The organism is Luteimonas sp. A537 (assembly GCF_054052065.1).
On sequence record NZ_JBSVRH010000004.1, the window covers coordinates 81064 to 97088 of the forward strand.

Consider the following 16025-nt stretch of genomic DNA (forward strand, 5'->3'; position numbering starts at 1 on the left):
AGAACTTCCCCCGCCGGAGCGGGGGAAGCGATGGGTCAATCCTGCTGGGTGGTCCCGGCCGGCGGGGCGCCGTCCTCGGTGGTGGCATCCAGGCCACGCTTCACCAGCAGCGGCTTGATGTCCGGCGTCTTGCCCGAGAAGTCGGTGAACAGCTGCAGCGCGTCCTTGCTGCCGCCCTGCGACAGCAGCGTGGCGCGGAAGCGGTCGCCGTTGGCGCGGGTCAGGCCGCCGTTCTCCTCGATCCAGGCCACCGTGTTGGCGTCGAGCACCTCGGACCAGATGTAGGCGTAGTAGCCGGCCGCGTAGCCACCCATGATGTGGCTGAAGTAGGTGGTGCGGTAGCGCGGCGGCACCGCGGCGAAGTCCAGGCCGGCGGCCTTGAGCGCGGCGGCCTCGGTGGCGAGGATGTCGCCGGCCTCGGGCAGCCTGTCGGCCGGCAGCTGGTGCAGGTACTGGTCGAGCATGGCCGCGCCCAGGTACTCGGTGGTGGCGAAGCCCTGGTTGAACTTGGCGGTCGCGACCACCTTGTCCAGCAGCGCTTGCGGCATCGGCTCGCCGGTCTCGTGGTGCTTGGCGTAGTTGGCCAGGATCGACGGCCAGTCGGACCACATCTCGTTGACCTGCGAGGGGAACTCGACGAAGTCGCGCGGCACGCTGGTGCCGGAGAAGTAGGGGTACTTCACGTCCGAGAACATGCCGTGCAGCGCATGGCCGAACTCGTGGAACATGGTCGTGACCTCGTCCCAGGTCAGCAGGGTCGGCTTGCCGGCCTCGGGCTTGGGGATGTTCTGGTGGTTGGCCACCACGGGCTTGGTGCCCTCGAGCTCCGACTGCGAGACGTAGCCGCTCATCCACGCACCGCCGCGCTTGGAGTCGCGCGCGTAGGGATCGAAGATGAAGAACGCGAGCTGGCTGCCGTCGGCGTTGGAGACCTCGTAGACCCAGGTGTCCTCGTGGTACTTCGGCAGGTCGGTGCGCTCCTTGAAGGTGATGCCGTAGAGCTGGGTGGCGGCGTAGAACACGCCGTCCTCGAGCACGCTCTTCATCTCCAGGTAGGGCTTGAGCTGGGATTCGTCGAAGTCGTACTCGGCCTTGCGCACCTTCTCGGTGTAATAGGCCCAGTCCCAGGGCTCGACCTGGAAGGTGGGCTCGCCCTTGGCCTTCTGTTCGGCGTCGATCATGGCCTGGAGCTTGCCGGCCTCGGCGCGGGCATTGGCGACGGCGGCCGGGGCCAGCTGGCCGAGCATGGCGTTGACGGCATCGGTGGTCTTGGCGGTTTCGCCGTCGAGCACGTAGTCGGCATAGGTCTCGAAGCCCAGCATCTTCGCGCGCTCGGCGCGCAGATTCAGGACCTTTGCGACCAGGGCGGTGTTGTCCCACTGGTTGCCGCGCGCGCCGCGGACCACCGAGGCCTTGTGGATGCGTTCGCGGAGTTCGCGGTTGGCCAGCTGCGACAGCGGCGGCTGGCCGGTGGTGTTGAGCAGGGTGACGACGTACTTGCCCTCGTGGCCGCGCGCGGTCGCTGCGGCGGCGGCACCGCGGACCTGCTCATCGGTCAGGCCCTCCAGCTCGGCGGCGGTGTCGACCACCACGGCGGAGTCGTTGACCTCGGCCAGCACGTTCTGGCTGAAGGTCGTGCCCAGGGTCGCCAGTTCGGAGTTGATTTCCTTCAGGCGCGCTTTCTGGGTCTCGTCGAGCGCGGCGCCGGAGCGGACCAGGTCCTTGTAGTACTCCTCGACCAGGCGCACGCCTTCGGCGTCCAGGCCCAGGGTGCTGCGGGCGTCATGCAGGGCCTTGATGCGCGCGAACAGCTTCGGATCCAGCGAGACGGCGTCGCGGTGGGCGGCGAACTTCGCCGAATAGTCGGCCTGCAGCTTCTTGCGCGCGTCGTTGGTGTCGGTGCCGACCAGGTTGAAGAACACGCGCATCGCGCGGCCCAGGGTCTTGCCGTTGGTTTCCAGCGGCAGGATGGTGTTCTCGAAGGTCGGCGGTTCCGGGTTGTCGGCGATCGCGCGGACCTCGGCGAGCTGCTCGGCCATGCCGGCCTCGAAGGCGGGGGCGAAGTGTTCGTCACGGATCAGGTCGAAGTGCGGGTACTGCAGTGGCAGCGTGCTCTTCGCCGCGAAGGGATTGTCCTTGAGGGCAGCGGCGCTGGCGGACACGGCGGCTTCCGCATCGGTGGTGGACTGGGCGAGGGCAGGCGACATGCCTGCACCGGCGATGGCGATGGCCAGGGCGAGCGACAGCGGATGCTTCATCGGGCGTTTCCTTGCGGGACTGAGTCCCCTAGGGTACCCCGCCCGCCCGGGAGCTCCCCCTGACGAAAGGCATGGTCCATGCCGCACTGCCTGTGGGAGCGGCTATAGCCGTTCCCACAGGAGCGCGCTCAGCGGACGATGGTGACCGGCAGCTCGCTCTGGGCGATGACCTTGCTCGACACCGAGCCCAGCAGGATGCCCTTGACCGAGCCGCGGCCGTGCGAGCCCATCACCACGATGTCGGCCTTGGTGTCCTTCGCCGCGGCGAGGATGGCTTCGGAGGGCTCGCCGACGACGGCCAGTTCGCGCACGTCGGCCTTGCTTCGGGCCAGCGCCTTGCGCGCCGGGGCGAGCATGCGCTGGTGGTTCTCGGCGTGGATCGTATCCATCGCCTCCCTGCCGATGCGGGTGACGACGCCGGGGAAGGGCGCGGCATCCACCGCGACCAGGAAGATCTTCGCCGGCTTGGCCAGGCTCCTGGCGAGCGTGTTGGCGTGTCTGGCGGCGCGGACGCTGATGTCGCTGCCGTCAACGGCGACCAGGATCTTCATGCGGATTTCCTCGGGATTCGTGCGTGATGGCGGGATTCTACGCGGTGCGGGGCGCCGGGGCATGGCGCCGGCGGCTCACTTCTCGACGAAGGCCCGCTCGAAGACATAGTCGCCAACCACGCCGATGCGCATCGACGGTTTGAAGCCGCGGCCATCGAGCAGCGCGCGGAAGTCGGCCAGCATGCCCGGGCTGCCGCAGATCATGGCGCGGTCGCGTGCGGGATCAAGCGCGTCCAGGCCGAGGTCGGCCATCATCTGGCCGGTGGCCATCAGGTCGGTCAAGCGGCCGCGGTGGGGGCGGCCGTCGAACACGAAGTCCTCGCGGGTGACCGCCGGGTAGTAGAGCAGGCGCTCGCGCAGGATGTCGCCGAGCAGCTCGTGGCGCGGCAGCTCGTTGACGATGTAGTCGCGATAGCAGAGGTCGGCCTCGCTGCGCACGCCGTGGCAGAGCACCACGCGCTCGAAGCGCTCGTAGGTCTCCGGATCCTTGATGATCGACAGCCACGGCGCAAAGCCGGTGCCGGTGCCCAGCAGGTACAGGTTGCGGCCGGGGTGCAGGTCGCTGATCAGCAGGGTGCCGGTGGGCTTGCGGCCGATCAGCACGTCGTCGCCGGGCCGGATGTGCTGCAGGCGCGAGGTCAGCGGTCCGTTGGCGACCTTGATGCTGAAGAACTCCAGCTGCTCTTCCCAGTTCGCGCTGGCGATCGAATACGCGCGCATGAGCGGCTTCGTGCTGCCGTCGGGCTGTTCGACGGGCAGGCCGATCATCACGAACTGGCCGTTGTCGAAGCGGAAGCCGTCGTCACGGGTGGTGGTGAAGCTGAAGTAGTCGTCCGTCCAGTGACGGACGTCCAGCACCGTCTCGGTGCCAAACGCTGAGGACATGCTGTGTTGGGCCGGAGGGGAAGGAAACCCGCTTATTGTACGCTCAGGCCCTGCCGCTTGCCCCGACCCCGGCGGACCCCCAGTGGGAGCCGCTATAGCGGCGATCGAACCATGTGTCCGGAGCGAAGACCAAGATGCCCGAGCTGCCGTATGCGGCGAACGGGCCTTCTCGCGGCTATAGCCGCTGCCACACAAACCCGCTGCCACAGTGGATCGGTGGTGGGGTGTCAGCGATAGCCGGCGGCCTGCAGTTCGAACAGTTCGGCGTAGCGGCCGCCGGCGGCCATCAGTTCTTCGTGGGTGCCGCTGGCCTCGATCAGGCCGTCGGCCATCACCAGGATGCGGTCGGCCATGCGCACGCTGGAGAAGCGGTGCGAGATCAGTACCGTGGTGCGCTGGTCGGAGAGTTCGCGGAAGCGCTGGAAGACCTCGTACTCGCTGCGTGCGTCCAGCGCCGCGGTGGGCTCGTCCAGGATCATGACCTGGGCATCGCGCATGTAGGCGCGGGCGATGGCGACCTTCTGCCACTGGCCGCCGGAGAGGTCGACGCCGGTCTTGAAGCGGCGGCCGATCACCTGGTCGTAGCCGCGGGGCAGGCCGGTGATGACCTCGTCGGCCATCGCGCGGCGCGCCGCGGTCTCGATGCGCTCGCGGTCGTCCATGGCGTCGATCTGGCCGACGCCGATGTTCTCGGCCGCGGTCATGTGGAAGCGCACGAAGTCCTGGAAGATCACGCCAATGTTGGCGCGCAGGTCGTCGAGGTCGTAGTCGCGCAGGTCGCGGCCGTCGAGCAGGATCCGGCCCTCGTCGGGGTCGTACAGGCGCGAGAGCAGTTTGACCAGGGTCGTCTTGCCTGCGCCGTTCTCGCCGACCAGGGCAAGCACTTCGCCCGCGCGCAGCTCGAATTCGACGCCGCGCAGCGCCCAGCGGGCGGCGTCGGGGTAGCGGAAGCCGACGTTCTCGAACACGAAGCCGCTGGAGATGGGGCGAGGGATGGCCGATGCCCCCGGCTTCGACACGATCTCCGGCTCGATGTCGAAAAACGAGTACAGGTCGTCGAGGAACATCGCCTGCCCGGCCACCTGCGACAGGCCCACCAGCAGCCCTTCAAGCAGCTGGCGCAGGCGGCGGAAGCTGCCGGCGAGGAAGGTCAGGTCGCCGATGCTGAAATCGCCGTGCACCGTGCGCCAGGCGATGTAGGCGTAGGCCACGTAATAGCCGAGCGTGCCGAGCGCGGCCAACAGGGTGCCCCAGAAGGCACGCCGGCGGGCCAGCTTGCGGTTGGCGACCAGGAAGGCCTGCGAAAGCGTGCGGAAGCGCTCCACCAGGAAGTGGTGGAGGCCGAAGATCTTCACTTCCTTGGCGGTGTCGACGCTGGCGCCGGTCTGGCGCAGGTACTCCAGCTGGCGGCGCTCGGCGGTCCACTGGAAGTTGAGCGAATAGTTGAGCGCGTTGAAGTGCGACTCGCCCACGAAGGCGGGGATCAGCGCCACGGCAAGCAGCAGGATCAGCCAGGGCGCATAGATCATCAGGCCGGCGGAGAAGCTGATGATGGTGACGATGTCCTGGGCCTGGCCGAACAGCTGGCCCATCAGGTTCATCCGGCCCATGGTCTGGCGCCGCGCGCGGTCGAGCTTGTCCTGGAGCTCCGGATCCTCGAAGTCCTCGAGGTCCAGGGTCGCCGCGTGTTCCATCAGGCGCACGCTGGCGGCGTTGGTGAACATCTCCGACAGCACCTGGTCGCAGTACGAGACCACGCGCCCGAGCAGGTCGGAGCCGATCGCCAGGCCGAACTCGGCCGCCAGCAGCAGCGCCAGGTAGTCGAGCTGGCCGGTGCGCCAGGCCTCGGCGAAGCCGTCGCCGACCACGCCGGTGCCGACCAGGCGGATGGCCTCGTCGATGATCAGCTTGCCCAGGTACAGCATCGCCACCGGCAGCACCGCCCGCAGCAGGCGCAGGCCGAGCGTGGTGATGGTCAGTGCCCGGCTGGTGCGCCAGATCTCGCGCAGGAACGGCGGCAGGTTGCGCAGCGCGCTGAGCCGTTCGCGAAGCGAAGGGCGGCCCGCCTGTGGATCAGGCGGGGATGATGGGGTGCGGGCGGCGCTGGCGACGGTCGACATCGCGCCATCTTGCCCCGACCCTTGTGCAGACCGCTACAGCGCGCGCCGCGAACCTCTGGGAGCGGCTATAGCCGTGATCGCTCTGCGGCACAGGGCAGGCGGCGCGGATCGCAGCTGTAGCTGCTCCCACAAACAGCTGTCAGTCGAGCTGCAGCTCCACGTCGCCGGAGAAGGTCTCGATCGTGACCGACCCGCTGCCGGTGCCATAGCGGTGCTCGAGGCTGGCGCCGGGGCCCACGCGCTTGCGCACGACGTCGGCGCCGGGGGCGTCGATGTCGCCGCTGAAGGTCTTGGCCTCGACCCGGGTCGAGGCGCCGGCCGGCAGTGCCAGGCGGACGTCGCCGCTGACCGACTCGAAGCTGAAGCGGCCGCCATCGGCCATGGCCGTCCTGATGCTGGAATCGCCCGATACCGAGCTGCTTTCCAGCCGCGCCAGGCGCTCGCCGCGGGTGTCGATATCGATATCGCCCGACACCGTTTCCACGTCGATATGGCCGGCGATGCGGCCGCGCAGGGCGACCTTGCCGCTTACGCTCTCGACATCGACCTCGCGGCTGTTGAGATTGAGCTTCAGGTCACCGCTGACGCTTTCGATGCTGGCCTTGCGCGGTGCGCCGACCGCGGTCACCCGGCCGCTGACGCTGTCGATTTCCAGATCGTCGCCGGCCACGCCCTGGACATCGACGCTGGCTGCGACCGAATCGACGTCGAGGCTGGCCTGGCGCGGGATTTCCAGCACCAGGGTCGTGGGTTCGCTGTCGCGGCCGTTGCGCGGATAGCGCACGCGCACCGACAGCTTGTGGCCGCCGTCGTCGATCTCCAGGCGCTCGACGCCATCGCCCAGGCTTCCGGTGATGCGGACTTCGTTGCGGTCCCAGGTGCGGACCTCGACCTGGCCCTTGAGGTTGGAGACCTCGACTTCGCCGCGGGCGTCGAGCGGGCGGGTTTCGTTGATCGGGGTGGCGGCGAGCAGCGGGCCGGCAAGGCCGGCGAGCGCGAGGCCGATGATGAGATGACGGGTCATGTGGGAACTCCTCGGGTCAGGCCTGGCGCAGGCTGAGCGCCAGGCGGTGGGCATAGATGTGCTGCAGCCGGTGGAACAGGTGCAGCGCGTCGGGATCACGGGCAAGCGCGGCGCGCACTTCGGCGGCGCTGCGGTCGAGTTCGGCGTCCAGGCCGGGCGTAGACGCGCTGCCGGTGCCGGTGGCTTCGACTTCGCGCAGGGCGCCTTGGTATTCGCGGGCCAGCGCGTCGGCGGCCCGCAGCAGCGGGCTCGTGGCGAGGGCCGCGGCGCCGGTGGCGACCACATTGGTGGGGCCGTTGGCCGGCGGGTCGACCGCAACCCGCACCGGCAGCAGCTGCCAGCCTGCTGCCACTGCCAGCACCACCGCGGCGGCACTGGCGTAGGCGGCATTGCGGCGACGCAGGTGGCGGCGTCGGTCGCTGCGCTGCGCGGCTGGCGGCGTGGGCGCAGGCGGTGCCGACTGCGTGCATGCCGCCGGCGTGGTGGAGGTCGCGACGCGGACGTCCCCCGCAGCGCCGGCGTGACGGGCGTCGCAGAGCGGTCCCCGTGGCTCCAGTCGGGCGGAAATCGCGGGCCACAGGTCGCGCTCCGGGGTGGCGTCTTCGCGCAATCCGCGCAGGCGCGCGGCCAGGTCGCGGGGCAGTGCGGGACCGGTCCCGCCCTGGCCACCGGGGTGCGTGTTCGTACTCATGTCATGTCTCCGAGTCGGGCGCGCAGCAGCCCGCGCGCACGGTGCAGCTGGGCCTTGGAGCTGCCCGTCGCCATGTCCAGCGCGGTGCCGATCTCGCCGTGGGTCCAGCCTTCGATGTCGTGCAGGACCAGCACGGCGCGTGCGCGCGGCGGCAGCGTGGCGACGGCGCGGGCGAGGTCCATCGCCATGGCAGGACCATGTCCGGGCGCGCCGGGCGAGGGCAGCTCGTCGAGCAGTCCGTCGTCGTCACCGTCGAGTGCCGGGCGCGCGCGGCGTGCGCGCAGGTCCATCAGCGCGGTGTTCACCGCCAACCGGTGCAGCCAGGTGCCGAAGGCGGCCTCGCCGCGCCACTGCGGCAGCGCTTGCCAAGCGCGGAGGAAGGTCTCCTGCACCAGGTCCTCGGCGCGCGCATGCTGCCAGCCGGCCAGGCGCAGCACCACGCCGTGCACGCGCGCCGCATGGCGGCGATACAGCGCTTCGAACGCGGCCACGTCACCGCCGGCCGCGGCCAGCGCCAGGGCGTGGTCGCTGTCCCCGGCATCAAAGGCGGCCGGGGTTTGCAGGCTGTCGGTCATGGCGGCGTCGAGCATACCCAGTCGGATGCAGCGTCGCGGCAAAGGGTTTAAGCCTTGCCGCCGCGGCGGCGTAAAATGGGCGCCTGAGCCCGCAGTCCAAGAGCCCGCCGTGACCGAGATCCGCCAGGAAGACTTCATCCAGAGCGTCGCCGACGCCCTGCAGTACATCAGCTACTATCACCCGGTGGACTACATCCGGAACCTCGCCGCAGCGTACGAGCGCGAGGAGTCGCCGGCGGCCAAGGACGCCATGGCGCAGATCCTGATCAACTCGCGCATGTGCGCCGAAGGGCACCGCCCGATCTGCCAGGACACCGGCATCGTCACCGTGTTCCTCGAGATCGGCATGGACGTGCGCTGGCCCGACGCCACCATGGGCGTCGAAGAGATGGCCAACGAAGGCGTGCGTCGTGCCTATCGCCTGCCCGAGAACAAGCTGCGCGCCAGCGTGCTGGCCGATCCTGCCGGCGCCCGCCGCAACACCGGTGACAACACGCCTGCGATCATCAACTTCAAGGTGGTCCCGGGCGGCAAGGTCGACGTGATCGTCGCCGCCAAGGGCGGTGGCTCGGAGGCGAAGGCGAAGTTCGCCATGCTCAATCCGTCGGACTCCGTCGTCGACTGGGTGCTGAAGATGGTGCCGACCATGGGCGCCGGGTGGTGCCCGCCGGGCATGCTCGGCATCGGCATCGGCGGCACCGCCGAGAAGGCGATGCTGCTGGCCAAGGAAGCGCTGATGGAGCCGATCGACATCGTCGACCTGAAGGCCCGCGGGGCGTCCAACCGCCTGGAAGTGATGCGCCTGGAGATCTTCGACGGCGTCAATGCGCTCGGCATCGGCGCCCAGGGCCTGGGTGGCCTGACCACGGTGCTCGACGTCAAGATCAAGGACTATCCGACCCACGCTGCCAACCTGCCGGTGGCGATGATCCCGAACTGCGCGGCCACGCGGCACGCGCACTTCACCCTCGACGGCAGCGGCCCGGTGATGCTGGATCCGCCGTCGCTTGAGGACTGGCCGCAGATCACGTACGACGCCTCCAAGGGCCGCCGGGTCGATCTCGACACCGTGACCCCGGCGGAAGTCGCTTCATGGAAGCCGGGCGAGACGCTGCTGCTCAACGGCCGCCTGCTGACCGGCCGCGACGCGGCGCACAAGCGCATGGTCGGGATGCTCGACCGCGGCGAAGCGCTTCCGGTGGACCTCGCCGGCCGCTTCATCTACTACGTCGGTCCGGTGGATCCGGTCGCGGGCGAGGTCGTCGGCCCGGCGGGCCCGACCACGGCCACGCGCATGGACAAGTTCACCGAGCAGATCCTGTCGCAGACCGGCCTGCTGGGCATGGTCGGCAAGGCCGAGCGCGGTCCGGCCGCGATCGAGGCGATCCGCAAGCACAAGTCCGCCTACCTGATGGCGGTCGGTGGCTCGGCCTATCTTGTTTCCAAGGCGATCAAGGCGGCCCGCGTGCTGGCTTTCGAGGATCTCGGGATGGAGGCGATCTACGAGTTCACGGTGCAGGACATGCCGGTGACCGTGGCGGTGGACTCCACCGGCGAGTCGGTGCACGAGACGGGGCCGCGCGAGTGGCAGTCGCGGATCGGGAAGATTCCGCTGAGCCTAAAGCTGTGACCGGATCGGCCGGATGATCTTCTCGGCGAACTTCTCGCGCAAAGGTCGCTGCTCCCACATCTCGTACGAGTACTGCTTCGCGTCCTCCATGTCCTTTTCGAACACTTCCGTCATCCGCGCCGCAAACGCGCGGTCGTAGACGTTGAGGCTCGCCTCATCATTGAGCCGGAACGAGCGGATGTCGAAGTTCGTCGAACCCAGCGACACCAGCTCGCCGTCCACGATCAGCAGCTTCACGTGCAGCATCGTCGGCTGGTATTCGTGGATCTCGATGCCCGCCTTCAGCAACTCGCCCCAGCCTGCCTTGGACGACAGGCGCACCGCTTCCGAATCGATGTGCTCGCCCGGCAGCAGCACGCGTACCCGGACGCCGCGCTTGCGGGCCGCGATCAGCGCCTTGTCGATCAGTTCGTCGGGCACGAAGTAGGAGGCGGTGAGGTCGATCGTATGCTCGGCCGCGGCGATCGCGCTCAGGTACATCAGGTGCATGCTTTCGCTGCCCCCGGCCGGTGATGCGATGAACAGGTGGGCGGCCATGTCGCCTGCCGGCTCGAGCTCCGGGAAATACGCTGGACCGTTGAGCAGGGTGCCGGTGGTCTTGATCCAGTTGTCGTTGAAGGCGGATTGCATCTGCGCAACCGCCGGGCCCTCGATGCGGAAGTGCGCTTCGCGCCAATGGTCCGGGTCCTGCGCATGCCCGGTCCACTGGTCGGCGATGCCCACGCCGCCGGTGAAACCCACCTTGCCGTCGATCACCAGAAGCTTGCGGTGGGTGCGGTTGTTCATGCGTCCCAGGTTGTACCAGTGCAACGGACGGTAGCGCTCCACTTCCACGCCGTCTTCCTTCATCTGGTCCAGCATCTCGTCATCCATCTTGATACTGCCGACCCAGTCCACCAGCAGGTGCACCGCCACGCCTGCGCGCGCGCGCTCGCTCAGCGCGTCGGCGAAGCGCTGGCCGATGTCGCCCGACCAGTAGATGTAGGTTTCGAAGGTGATGGTTTCCTGCGCCGAGGCGATCGCCTCCAGCATCGCCGGGAAGATCTCGTCGCCGTTCTCGTAGTCGGTCACCTGGTTGCCGGGCAGGATTGCCGGCCCGAGCAGGACCGACATCTCGCGCCGGAACTGCGGATCGCTGATCGCATGCCGGTGCGCGATCTTGCGTTCGATCTTTTTTTCCGGGGTGGCGAAGTTCATCGCCAGCACCACGGCAAGCACCGTGATGACGACGGTCAGGACAAGGGTCCAGGCCATGTGCTTTCGACTCCAGTTCTTGAGGCTCATCGGATTCCTCGGCGTGCATGCGCCGGTACCGCCACTGTGCGACCGGCGCATTCAGCGACGCGTGAAGCTCAGAACCAGTCGAGCACGGAGATCCCGAAGCCGACGTAGGTGGCCTTGTGGTCGTAGTCGAGCATGCTCTCGCCGTAGCCGCTGAACAGCTGCATGTGGCCGTGCAGGTGGCTGCTGATCGGGAAGCCCCAGTCGAATTGCAGCGCGCCGTTCGAACGGTCGCCGCTGCGCAGCGAGTGCCGGGCCATCAGCGCGAAGGTCTGGTCGCCGCGGGTGTGCACCACGGTGACGTCGCCCCGGCCCATGTAGTCCTCCATGCCGGGGTTGTCATCGTCGCTGCCGTCGGAGATGCGGATCCAGGGGCGGAAGGTGACCGCCCAGTCCTCGCGGTCCAGGCCGACGTTGAACATGATGCGGTTCCAGCTGCGCGAGAAGGGGTCGCTGCGGCCGTTGGACTGGTGGTTGATGCCGACCGCTGCCATGCGCCCCTTCCAGCCGCCGATGCTGTAGTTGTTGCGGAACACCAGCAGCACTTCCGGCTCGTAGTTGGTCTCGCGGAAGGGGCGGGAGTTGTCGCTGTTGTAGACCTGCCAGTGCGAGCTCTGGGTATAGCCCATCCAGATGTCGCCGTTGTCGCCGAACAGGTTCTCGACGGCCTTGGTCTTGAAGCTGATCTGGAACTTGGTCTCGATGCTGTCGATGCCATCCATCTGCAGCTCCTGGCCGTCGGCCGAGGAGGTCGGGCTGGTGTTGGGATTGCTGCTCCAGAACGCGGGCAGGAGGTACACCGGCTTGTAGGCGCGCATGTTGAATGTGCCGAGCTTGGAGTCGCGCGCAAGCTCCCAGCGGCTGTCGAGCAGGGAGCCGCGGCCGGCGTTGGCCAGGGCGCGGCGCGGATCGTCGTCGTGGGGAAACAGGTCGCTGCTGGTGTCGCCGTCGCGGCTTCGCCCGGCCTCGCGGACTTCACTGCGTGCCTGCGCGGCCGCTGCATCGGCCTGCTCGGGTCCCGGCAACTTGCGCTCGGCGACCTGGTCGTAGCAGGCCAGGCGTTCGGCGGCGATTTCCATCGCCACGCAGGCCTGGAGGCCGGGCAGCGGCGCGGGGTCCGCGACCTGTGCGGCGACGGTGAACGGGAGCATGCAGAGCAGGGGCAGCAGGGCCGTCGGGCGTCGTTCCATGGCGTCGGGGCTTCGCGATCAGGGTGGGGTGCAGTCTAGCGCGCAGTCTGCCGTCGGCTCAGAAAATCCACGCCAGCACGAACAGCCCGATCATCGTGAATGCAAGCGCCAGCTTGAGCACGGTGCCGAAGACGATGCCGAGCCACGTGCCGACACCCACGCGCGTGGCCTGGGCCACGCCGCGGCCATGCATCAGTTCGCCCGCCAGTGCGCCGACGAACGGGCCCGCGAACAGGCCGATCGGGCCGAAGAAGATGCCGACGAAGGTACCGATCACCGCGCCCGCGACCGCCTTGCCGCTGGCGCCGACGCGGCGCGCCCCCAGCGCGGTGGCCCAGAAGTCGACCGCGAGGGAAAAGACTGTCAGCAGCCCGAGCACCACCAGCATCGGGACGCCGATGTATTCGAAGCCGCCAGCCCAGGCGCCCAGCACCATGCCGGCGAAGACCAGCGGCAGGCCGGGCAGGGCGGGGAGGATGGTGCCGGCGATGCCGACCAGGACCAGCACTGCGGCGATGGCGTAGTAGAGGTGCTGGAGGTCCATCGCGTCAGTCTGCCGCAAAAAGACGGCCCGCAGGGCGGGCCGTAAAAACAAGAGGGAGAGAGTCTGGAGTTCCGCTCAGCGGACGCTGGCGCGGCCGTTGGCAACGTTCACGTACGAACCCTCGCGGATGCCGCCGAGGTCGTTCTGCGTCACCACCGTCATGCGGCCGTTGTCCAGGCGCACGTGGACGTCGTAGACCGACTGTCCCTGCACGCGGTTCTGGATCGCGTTGCCGGCAACCGCGCCACCCACTGCGCCGGCCACGGTCGCGGTGTTGGCGCGGCCATCGCTGTCGGTATTGCGCTGGGTGATCTCGCGCGCGGCTACCGCGCCCACGATGCCGCCGAGGACGGCACCCGTGGCGTTGGGGGTATTGGATGCGCGTGCACGATGGTCGATCCGGGTGACCACGCCGCAGGTGTCGCAGGCCCTGGAGGTATTGCCGTAGCCGCTGTCATAGCCGCCGCCCGAGTATCCGGGGCTGGTGCTTGCGCAGCCCACCAGGGTGGCTGCGGCGATCATCGCGCTGGCGCTGATGAGGCGGATCTTCATTGCGGACTCCTGCACGGCACGGGAAGGGATGCCTTGGTGCCGACGTTAGGTGGCTGGATGTGAACAGCCAATCAATCGCGGCGGCATCGGGGCGTTTGGCCCCGGGTCGTGCAGGAATCGTTCATGCACAGGCAGGCGCCGGCGACGGCGCCGCCTGCCTGTGCCGCCGCCCTCAGCCCCGGAAGTCGGTGTGGCAGGACTTGCAGTCGCCGCCGACGTCCTCGAGCGTGCTCTTCAGGCCGGCACAGTTCAGCGGCGGCGAGGCGAGCGCCTTGTCCAGCGTGGCGCGGAAGCTGCCGGTGTGCGCGGCGAAGCGGGTGTTGTCGCGCAGATCGGGGAAGGCCGGGTCGAGATCATTGCCGAGCGTGCGCATGGCCTGCAGGTGCGGCAGCACGTCGGTGGCGGCGCAGCGGTTGGCGTCGAGCTTCTGGCGCAGCTGTGCGCTGTGCGCCGACATCAGCTGCATCGCCGCGTGCGGATAGTGGTCCTGCCAGCCCTTGCGGGCCTCGAGCGTGCGCATCAGCATCACGACCACCACCACGCCGATCACCAGTCCCAGCAGGAACACGAACAGGTAGCGGCTCGCGGCCGAAGGTGCCTTGCGCGGCGGGCGCGGCGTGGACGGGTTGCTCGGCGTGGCTTGCGGCTTCGGCGTCGACATGTACTGGCTCCAGGTGGGCGTGGCGAAAAGGGGGATTGTATGCGGCGGGGTCGCTAAAATGCCGCCATGGACACGACCTGGACCGAACGCTTCGCCGGCATCGACCGCCTTTACGGACGCGGCGCGATGGAACGCTTCGCCGCCTGCCACGTCGCGGTGGTGGGGCTGGGCGGCGTGGGCTCGTGGGTGGCCGAGGCGCTGGCGCGCAGCGCGGTCGGCACGCTCACCCTGGTCGATGCCGATGATCTCTGCGTGTCCAACACCAACCGCCAGCTGCCGGCGCTCGCGGGCCAGTACGGCCGCGCCAAGGTCGAGGCCATGGCCGAGCGCTGCCGCGCGATCAACCCCGCGATGGTGGTGCACGCGGTGCCCAGCTTCCTGACCCCGTCGAACCTGGACCAGCTGCTGGACCGCGGCTACGACCTGGTGGTCGATGCCTGCGACAGCTTCCGCAGCAAGGTCGAGATGATCGCCTGGTGCCGGCGCCGCAAGCTGCCGCTGGTGGCCGTGGGCTCCGCCGGCGGGCGCGTGGATCCGACGCTGGTGCGCGTGCGCGACCTGTCGAAGACCGAGCACGACGCGATGCTGGCCCTGGTCCGCAAGAAGCTGCGCGCCGAGTTCAACTTCCCCACGGGCCCCAAGCGCTACTTCAGTGTGCCGGCGGTGTATTCGCTCGAGAACGTGCGCTACCCGCAGGCCGACGGCAGCGTCTGCGGACTGCGGCCACGGGTCGGCGGCGAGGACGGCTTCAAGCTCGACTGCGGCGGCGGGCTGGGCGCCGCCACGCACATCACCGGCGCGTTCGCGTTCGCGGCCGCCGGCAAGGCGCTGGAGATGCTGCTGGCGCGCGCACCCGTGCGGGAAACCGCGCCAATGCCCTGATGTGGGAGCGACTCACCAACGCCCTGATGTGGGAGCGGCTATAGCCGCGATCCGGTCCCGCCATTCACCCCGGCAGCCCGAACAAGCGCCGTGCATTCGCCGTCGTCGCCGCGGCCACCTCCGCCGCCGGCACGCCGCGCAGCTGCGCGATCGTCTCGCAGACTACGGTCAACCGCGCCGGTTCGTTGCGCTGGCCGCGGATGCAGGAATCGGGCTGGTCCGGAGCATCGGTTTCCAGCAGCAGGTGCTCCAGTGGCATGGTCGCGGCCAGCGTGCGTAGGCGGTTGGCGCGCTCGTAGGTGACCGGCCCGCCCAGCCCCAGCATGAAGCCCAGTTCCCACAGCTTCTCCGCCTGCTGCCTGCTTCCGGAAAAGCTGTGCACCACGCCGCGCAGGCCACCGATGCGGCGGATCGCGGCGGTCACCTGGTCCACCGCGCGCCGGGCGTGGACGATCAGCGGCAGGTCGGCGTCGCGCGCGATGCGCAGCTGGGCCTCGAAGAAGGTGGCCTGGGCGGCGGGATCCAGGCCTTCGATGTAGAAGTCCAGGCCGCATTCGCCCACCGCCACCGGACGCTCGCGTTCGATCCACTCGCGCAGCAGCGGCAGGTGGGCGTCACGATGGTGTTCGAGGAAGGTCGGGTGCAGGCCATAGGCGGCGTGGAGGCCGGAATCCGCGGCCGCGGCCTCGCGCAGGGCGGGCCATTCGTCGGCGTGCGTGGCGGGCAGTACCTGCATGGCCACGCCCGCGGCGCGGGCCCGGGCCACGATCTCGCCGCGGTCACGATCGAACTCGGCGGCATCCAGATGGCAGTGCGAATCGACCAGCATCGCGCTCAGCCGCGGCGGGCTTCGCCGTCGATTACCCGGCCCTGCGGCGGCGCGCCCTTGCGCTTGCGCCGCGAGATCAGCAGCACGCCCATGCCCATCAGCAGTTCGTCGATGAAGGGCAGGGGGTCGGGCACGAACAGGTTGAGCACGAACAGGGCCGCAGCCACCACGAACAGCTTGGGATAGCTCAGGCGCCCGAGCCAGCGCAGCAGTGGGGCGACAAGGAGGGGATTGGGCACGGTCTTCGGCCTCGGTGGACACGAGGACGGCACGCTAGCACGCAGCGGAGTGGGCACGGGTTCACGCCTCGTGCAGTCCCGCGCCGCTGGCTCCGCAAAGGTTCAGGCGGCGA

The 16025-nt window shown here is 68.9% G+C and carries 16 protein-coding genes; 2 read left to right on the top strand and 14 right to left on the bottom strand.

The genetic code is table 11. From position 1 onward, the window contains the following. Positions 1-35: 35 nt before the first annotated feature. The 7 genes from ACW7GZ_RS11145 to ACW7GZ_RS11175 form a co-directional block, all read right to left on the bottom strand. A complete protein-coding gene (locus ACW7GZ_RS11145) occupies positions 36-2246 on the bottom strand; it encodes a M3 family metallopeptidase (RefSeq protein ID WP_457009620.1) in 2211 nt (736 codons plus the stop codon). Positions 2247-2386: 140 nt separating this feature from the next. Further along, positions 2387-2809, bottom strand: coding sequence for a universal stress protein (locus ACW7GZ_RS11150; RefSeq protein ID WP_457002129.1), 423 nt, complete (start codon positions 2807-2809; stop codon positions 2387-2389). Positions 2810-2884: 75 nt separating this feature from the next. Continuing rightward, positions 2885-3694, bottom strand: coding sequence for a ferredoxin--NADP reductase (locus tag ACW7GZ_RS11155; protein WP_457002131.1), 810 nt, complete (start codon positions 3692-3694; stop codon positions 2885-2887). A 227-nt stretch (positions 3695-3921) separates the two neighbouring features. After that, complete coding sequence (locus ACW7GZ_RS11160; protein WP_457002133.1) at positions 3922-5814, bottom strand: ABC transporter ATP-binding protein; 1893 nt, start codon at positions 5812-5814, stop codon at positions 3922-3924. A gap of 139 nt (positions 5815-5953) precedes the next feature. Beyond that, positions 5954-6838, bottom strand: a complete 885-nt coding sequence (locus ACW7GZ_RS11165; RefSeq protein ID WP_457002135.1) for a DUF4097 family beta strand repeat-containing protein — start codon at positions 6836-6838, stop codon at positions 5954-5956. 16 nt (positions 6839-6854) lie between these two features. After that, positions 6855-7529: a hypothetical protein gene (locus ACW7GZ_RS11170; protein ID WP_457009236.1), complete on the bottom strand. Its 675-nt coding sequence runs from the start codon at positions 7527-7529 to the stop codon at positions 6855-6857. Next, positions 7526-8119: an RNA polymerase sigma factor gene (locus ACW7GZ_RS11175; RefSeq protein WP_457002138.1), complete on the bottom strand. Its 594-nt coding sequence runs from the start codon at positions 8117-8119 to the stop codon at positions 7526-7528. The genes ACW7GZ_RS11170 and ACW7GZ_RS11175 overlap by 4 nt, the downstream gene beginning before the upstream one ends. A gap of 94 nt (positions 8120-8213) precedes the next feature. On the opposite strand from ACW7GZ_RS11175, the gene ACW7GZ_RS11180 reads away from it, so the two are divergent. Next, the gene (locus tag ACW7GZ_RS11180; RefSeq protein WP_457009237.1) at positions 8214-9734 is read left to right on the top strand and encodes a fumarate hydratase; all 1521 of its coding nucleotides are present in this window, start codon (positions 8214-8216) and stop codon (positions 9732-9734) included. Here the strand turns inward: ACW7GZ_RS11180 and ACW7GZ_RS11185 are convergent. The 5 genes from ACW7GZ_RS11185 to ACW7GZ_RS11205 form a co-directional block, all read right to left on the bottom strand. After that, positions 9723-10988 (bottom strand): phospholipase D-like domain-containing protein, encoded by a 1266-nt coding sequence (locus ACW7GZ_RS11185; RefSeq protein WP_457002871.1) that lies wholly within the window; start codon positions 10986-10988, stop codon positions 9723-9725. The two genes, ACW7GZ_RS11180 and ACW7GZ_RS11185, sit on opposite strands and share 12 nt — an antisense overlap. Before the next feature lie 98 nt (positions 10989-11086). Then, positions 11087-12205, bottom strand: a complete 1119-nt coding sequence (locus ACW7GZ_RS11190; protein ID WP_457002142.1) for a phospholipase A — start codon at positions 12203-12205, stop codon at positions 11087-11089. Between the two features lie 58 nt (positions 12206-12263). After that, positions 12264-12749: a DUF456 domain-containing protein gene (locus ACW7GZ_RS11195; RefSeq protein WP_457002144.1), complete on the bottom strand. Its 486-nt coding sequence runs from the start codon at positions 12747-12749 to the stop codon at positions 12264-12266. A gap of 75 nt (positions 12750-12824) precedes the next feature. Then, the gene (locus ACW7GZ_RS11200; protein WP_457002146.1) at positions 12825-13301 is read right to left on the bottom strand and encodes a glycine zipper 2TM domain-containing protein; all 477 of its coding nucleotides are present in this window, start codon (positions 13299-13301) and stop codon (positions 12825-12827) included. Positions 13302-13473: 172 nt separating this feature from the next. Next, the gene (locus tag ACW7GZ_RS11205) at positions 13474-13962 is read right to left on the bottom strand and encodes a hypothetical protein (RefSeq protein ID WP_457009239.1); all 489 of its coding nucleotides are present in this window, start codon (positions 13960-13962) and stop codon (positions 13474-13476) included. A gap of 66 nt (positions 13963-14028) precedes the next feature. Here ACW7GZ_RS11205 and ACW7GZ_RS11210 point away from each other — a divergent pair, with 66 nt between their 5' ends. Then, entirely contained in the window at positions 14029-14844 is an 816-nt protein-coding gene (locus ACW7GZ_RS11210) for a tRNA threonylcarbamoyladenosine dehydratase (protein WP_457009241.1), read from the top strand. Between the two features lie 64 nt (positions 14845-14908). Here ACW7GZ_RS11210 and ACW7GZ_RS11215 read toward each other — a convergent pair whose 3' ends face one another. Then, the gene (locus ACW7GZ_RS11215) at positions 14909-15673 is read right to left on the bottom strand and encodes a TatD family hydrolase (RefSeq protein ID WP_457002150.1); all 765 of its coding nucleotides are present in this window, start codon (positions 15671-15673) and stop codon (positions 14909-14911) included. A 5-nt stretch (positions 15674-15678) separates the two neighbouring features. Further along, positions 15679-15912, bottom strand: a complete 234-nt coding sequence (locus ACW7GZ_RS11220; protein ID WP_457002151.1) for a DUF6116 family protein — start codon at positions 15910-15912, stop codon at positions 15679-15681. Positions 15913-16025: the final 113 nt, after the last annotated feature.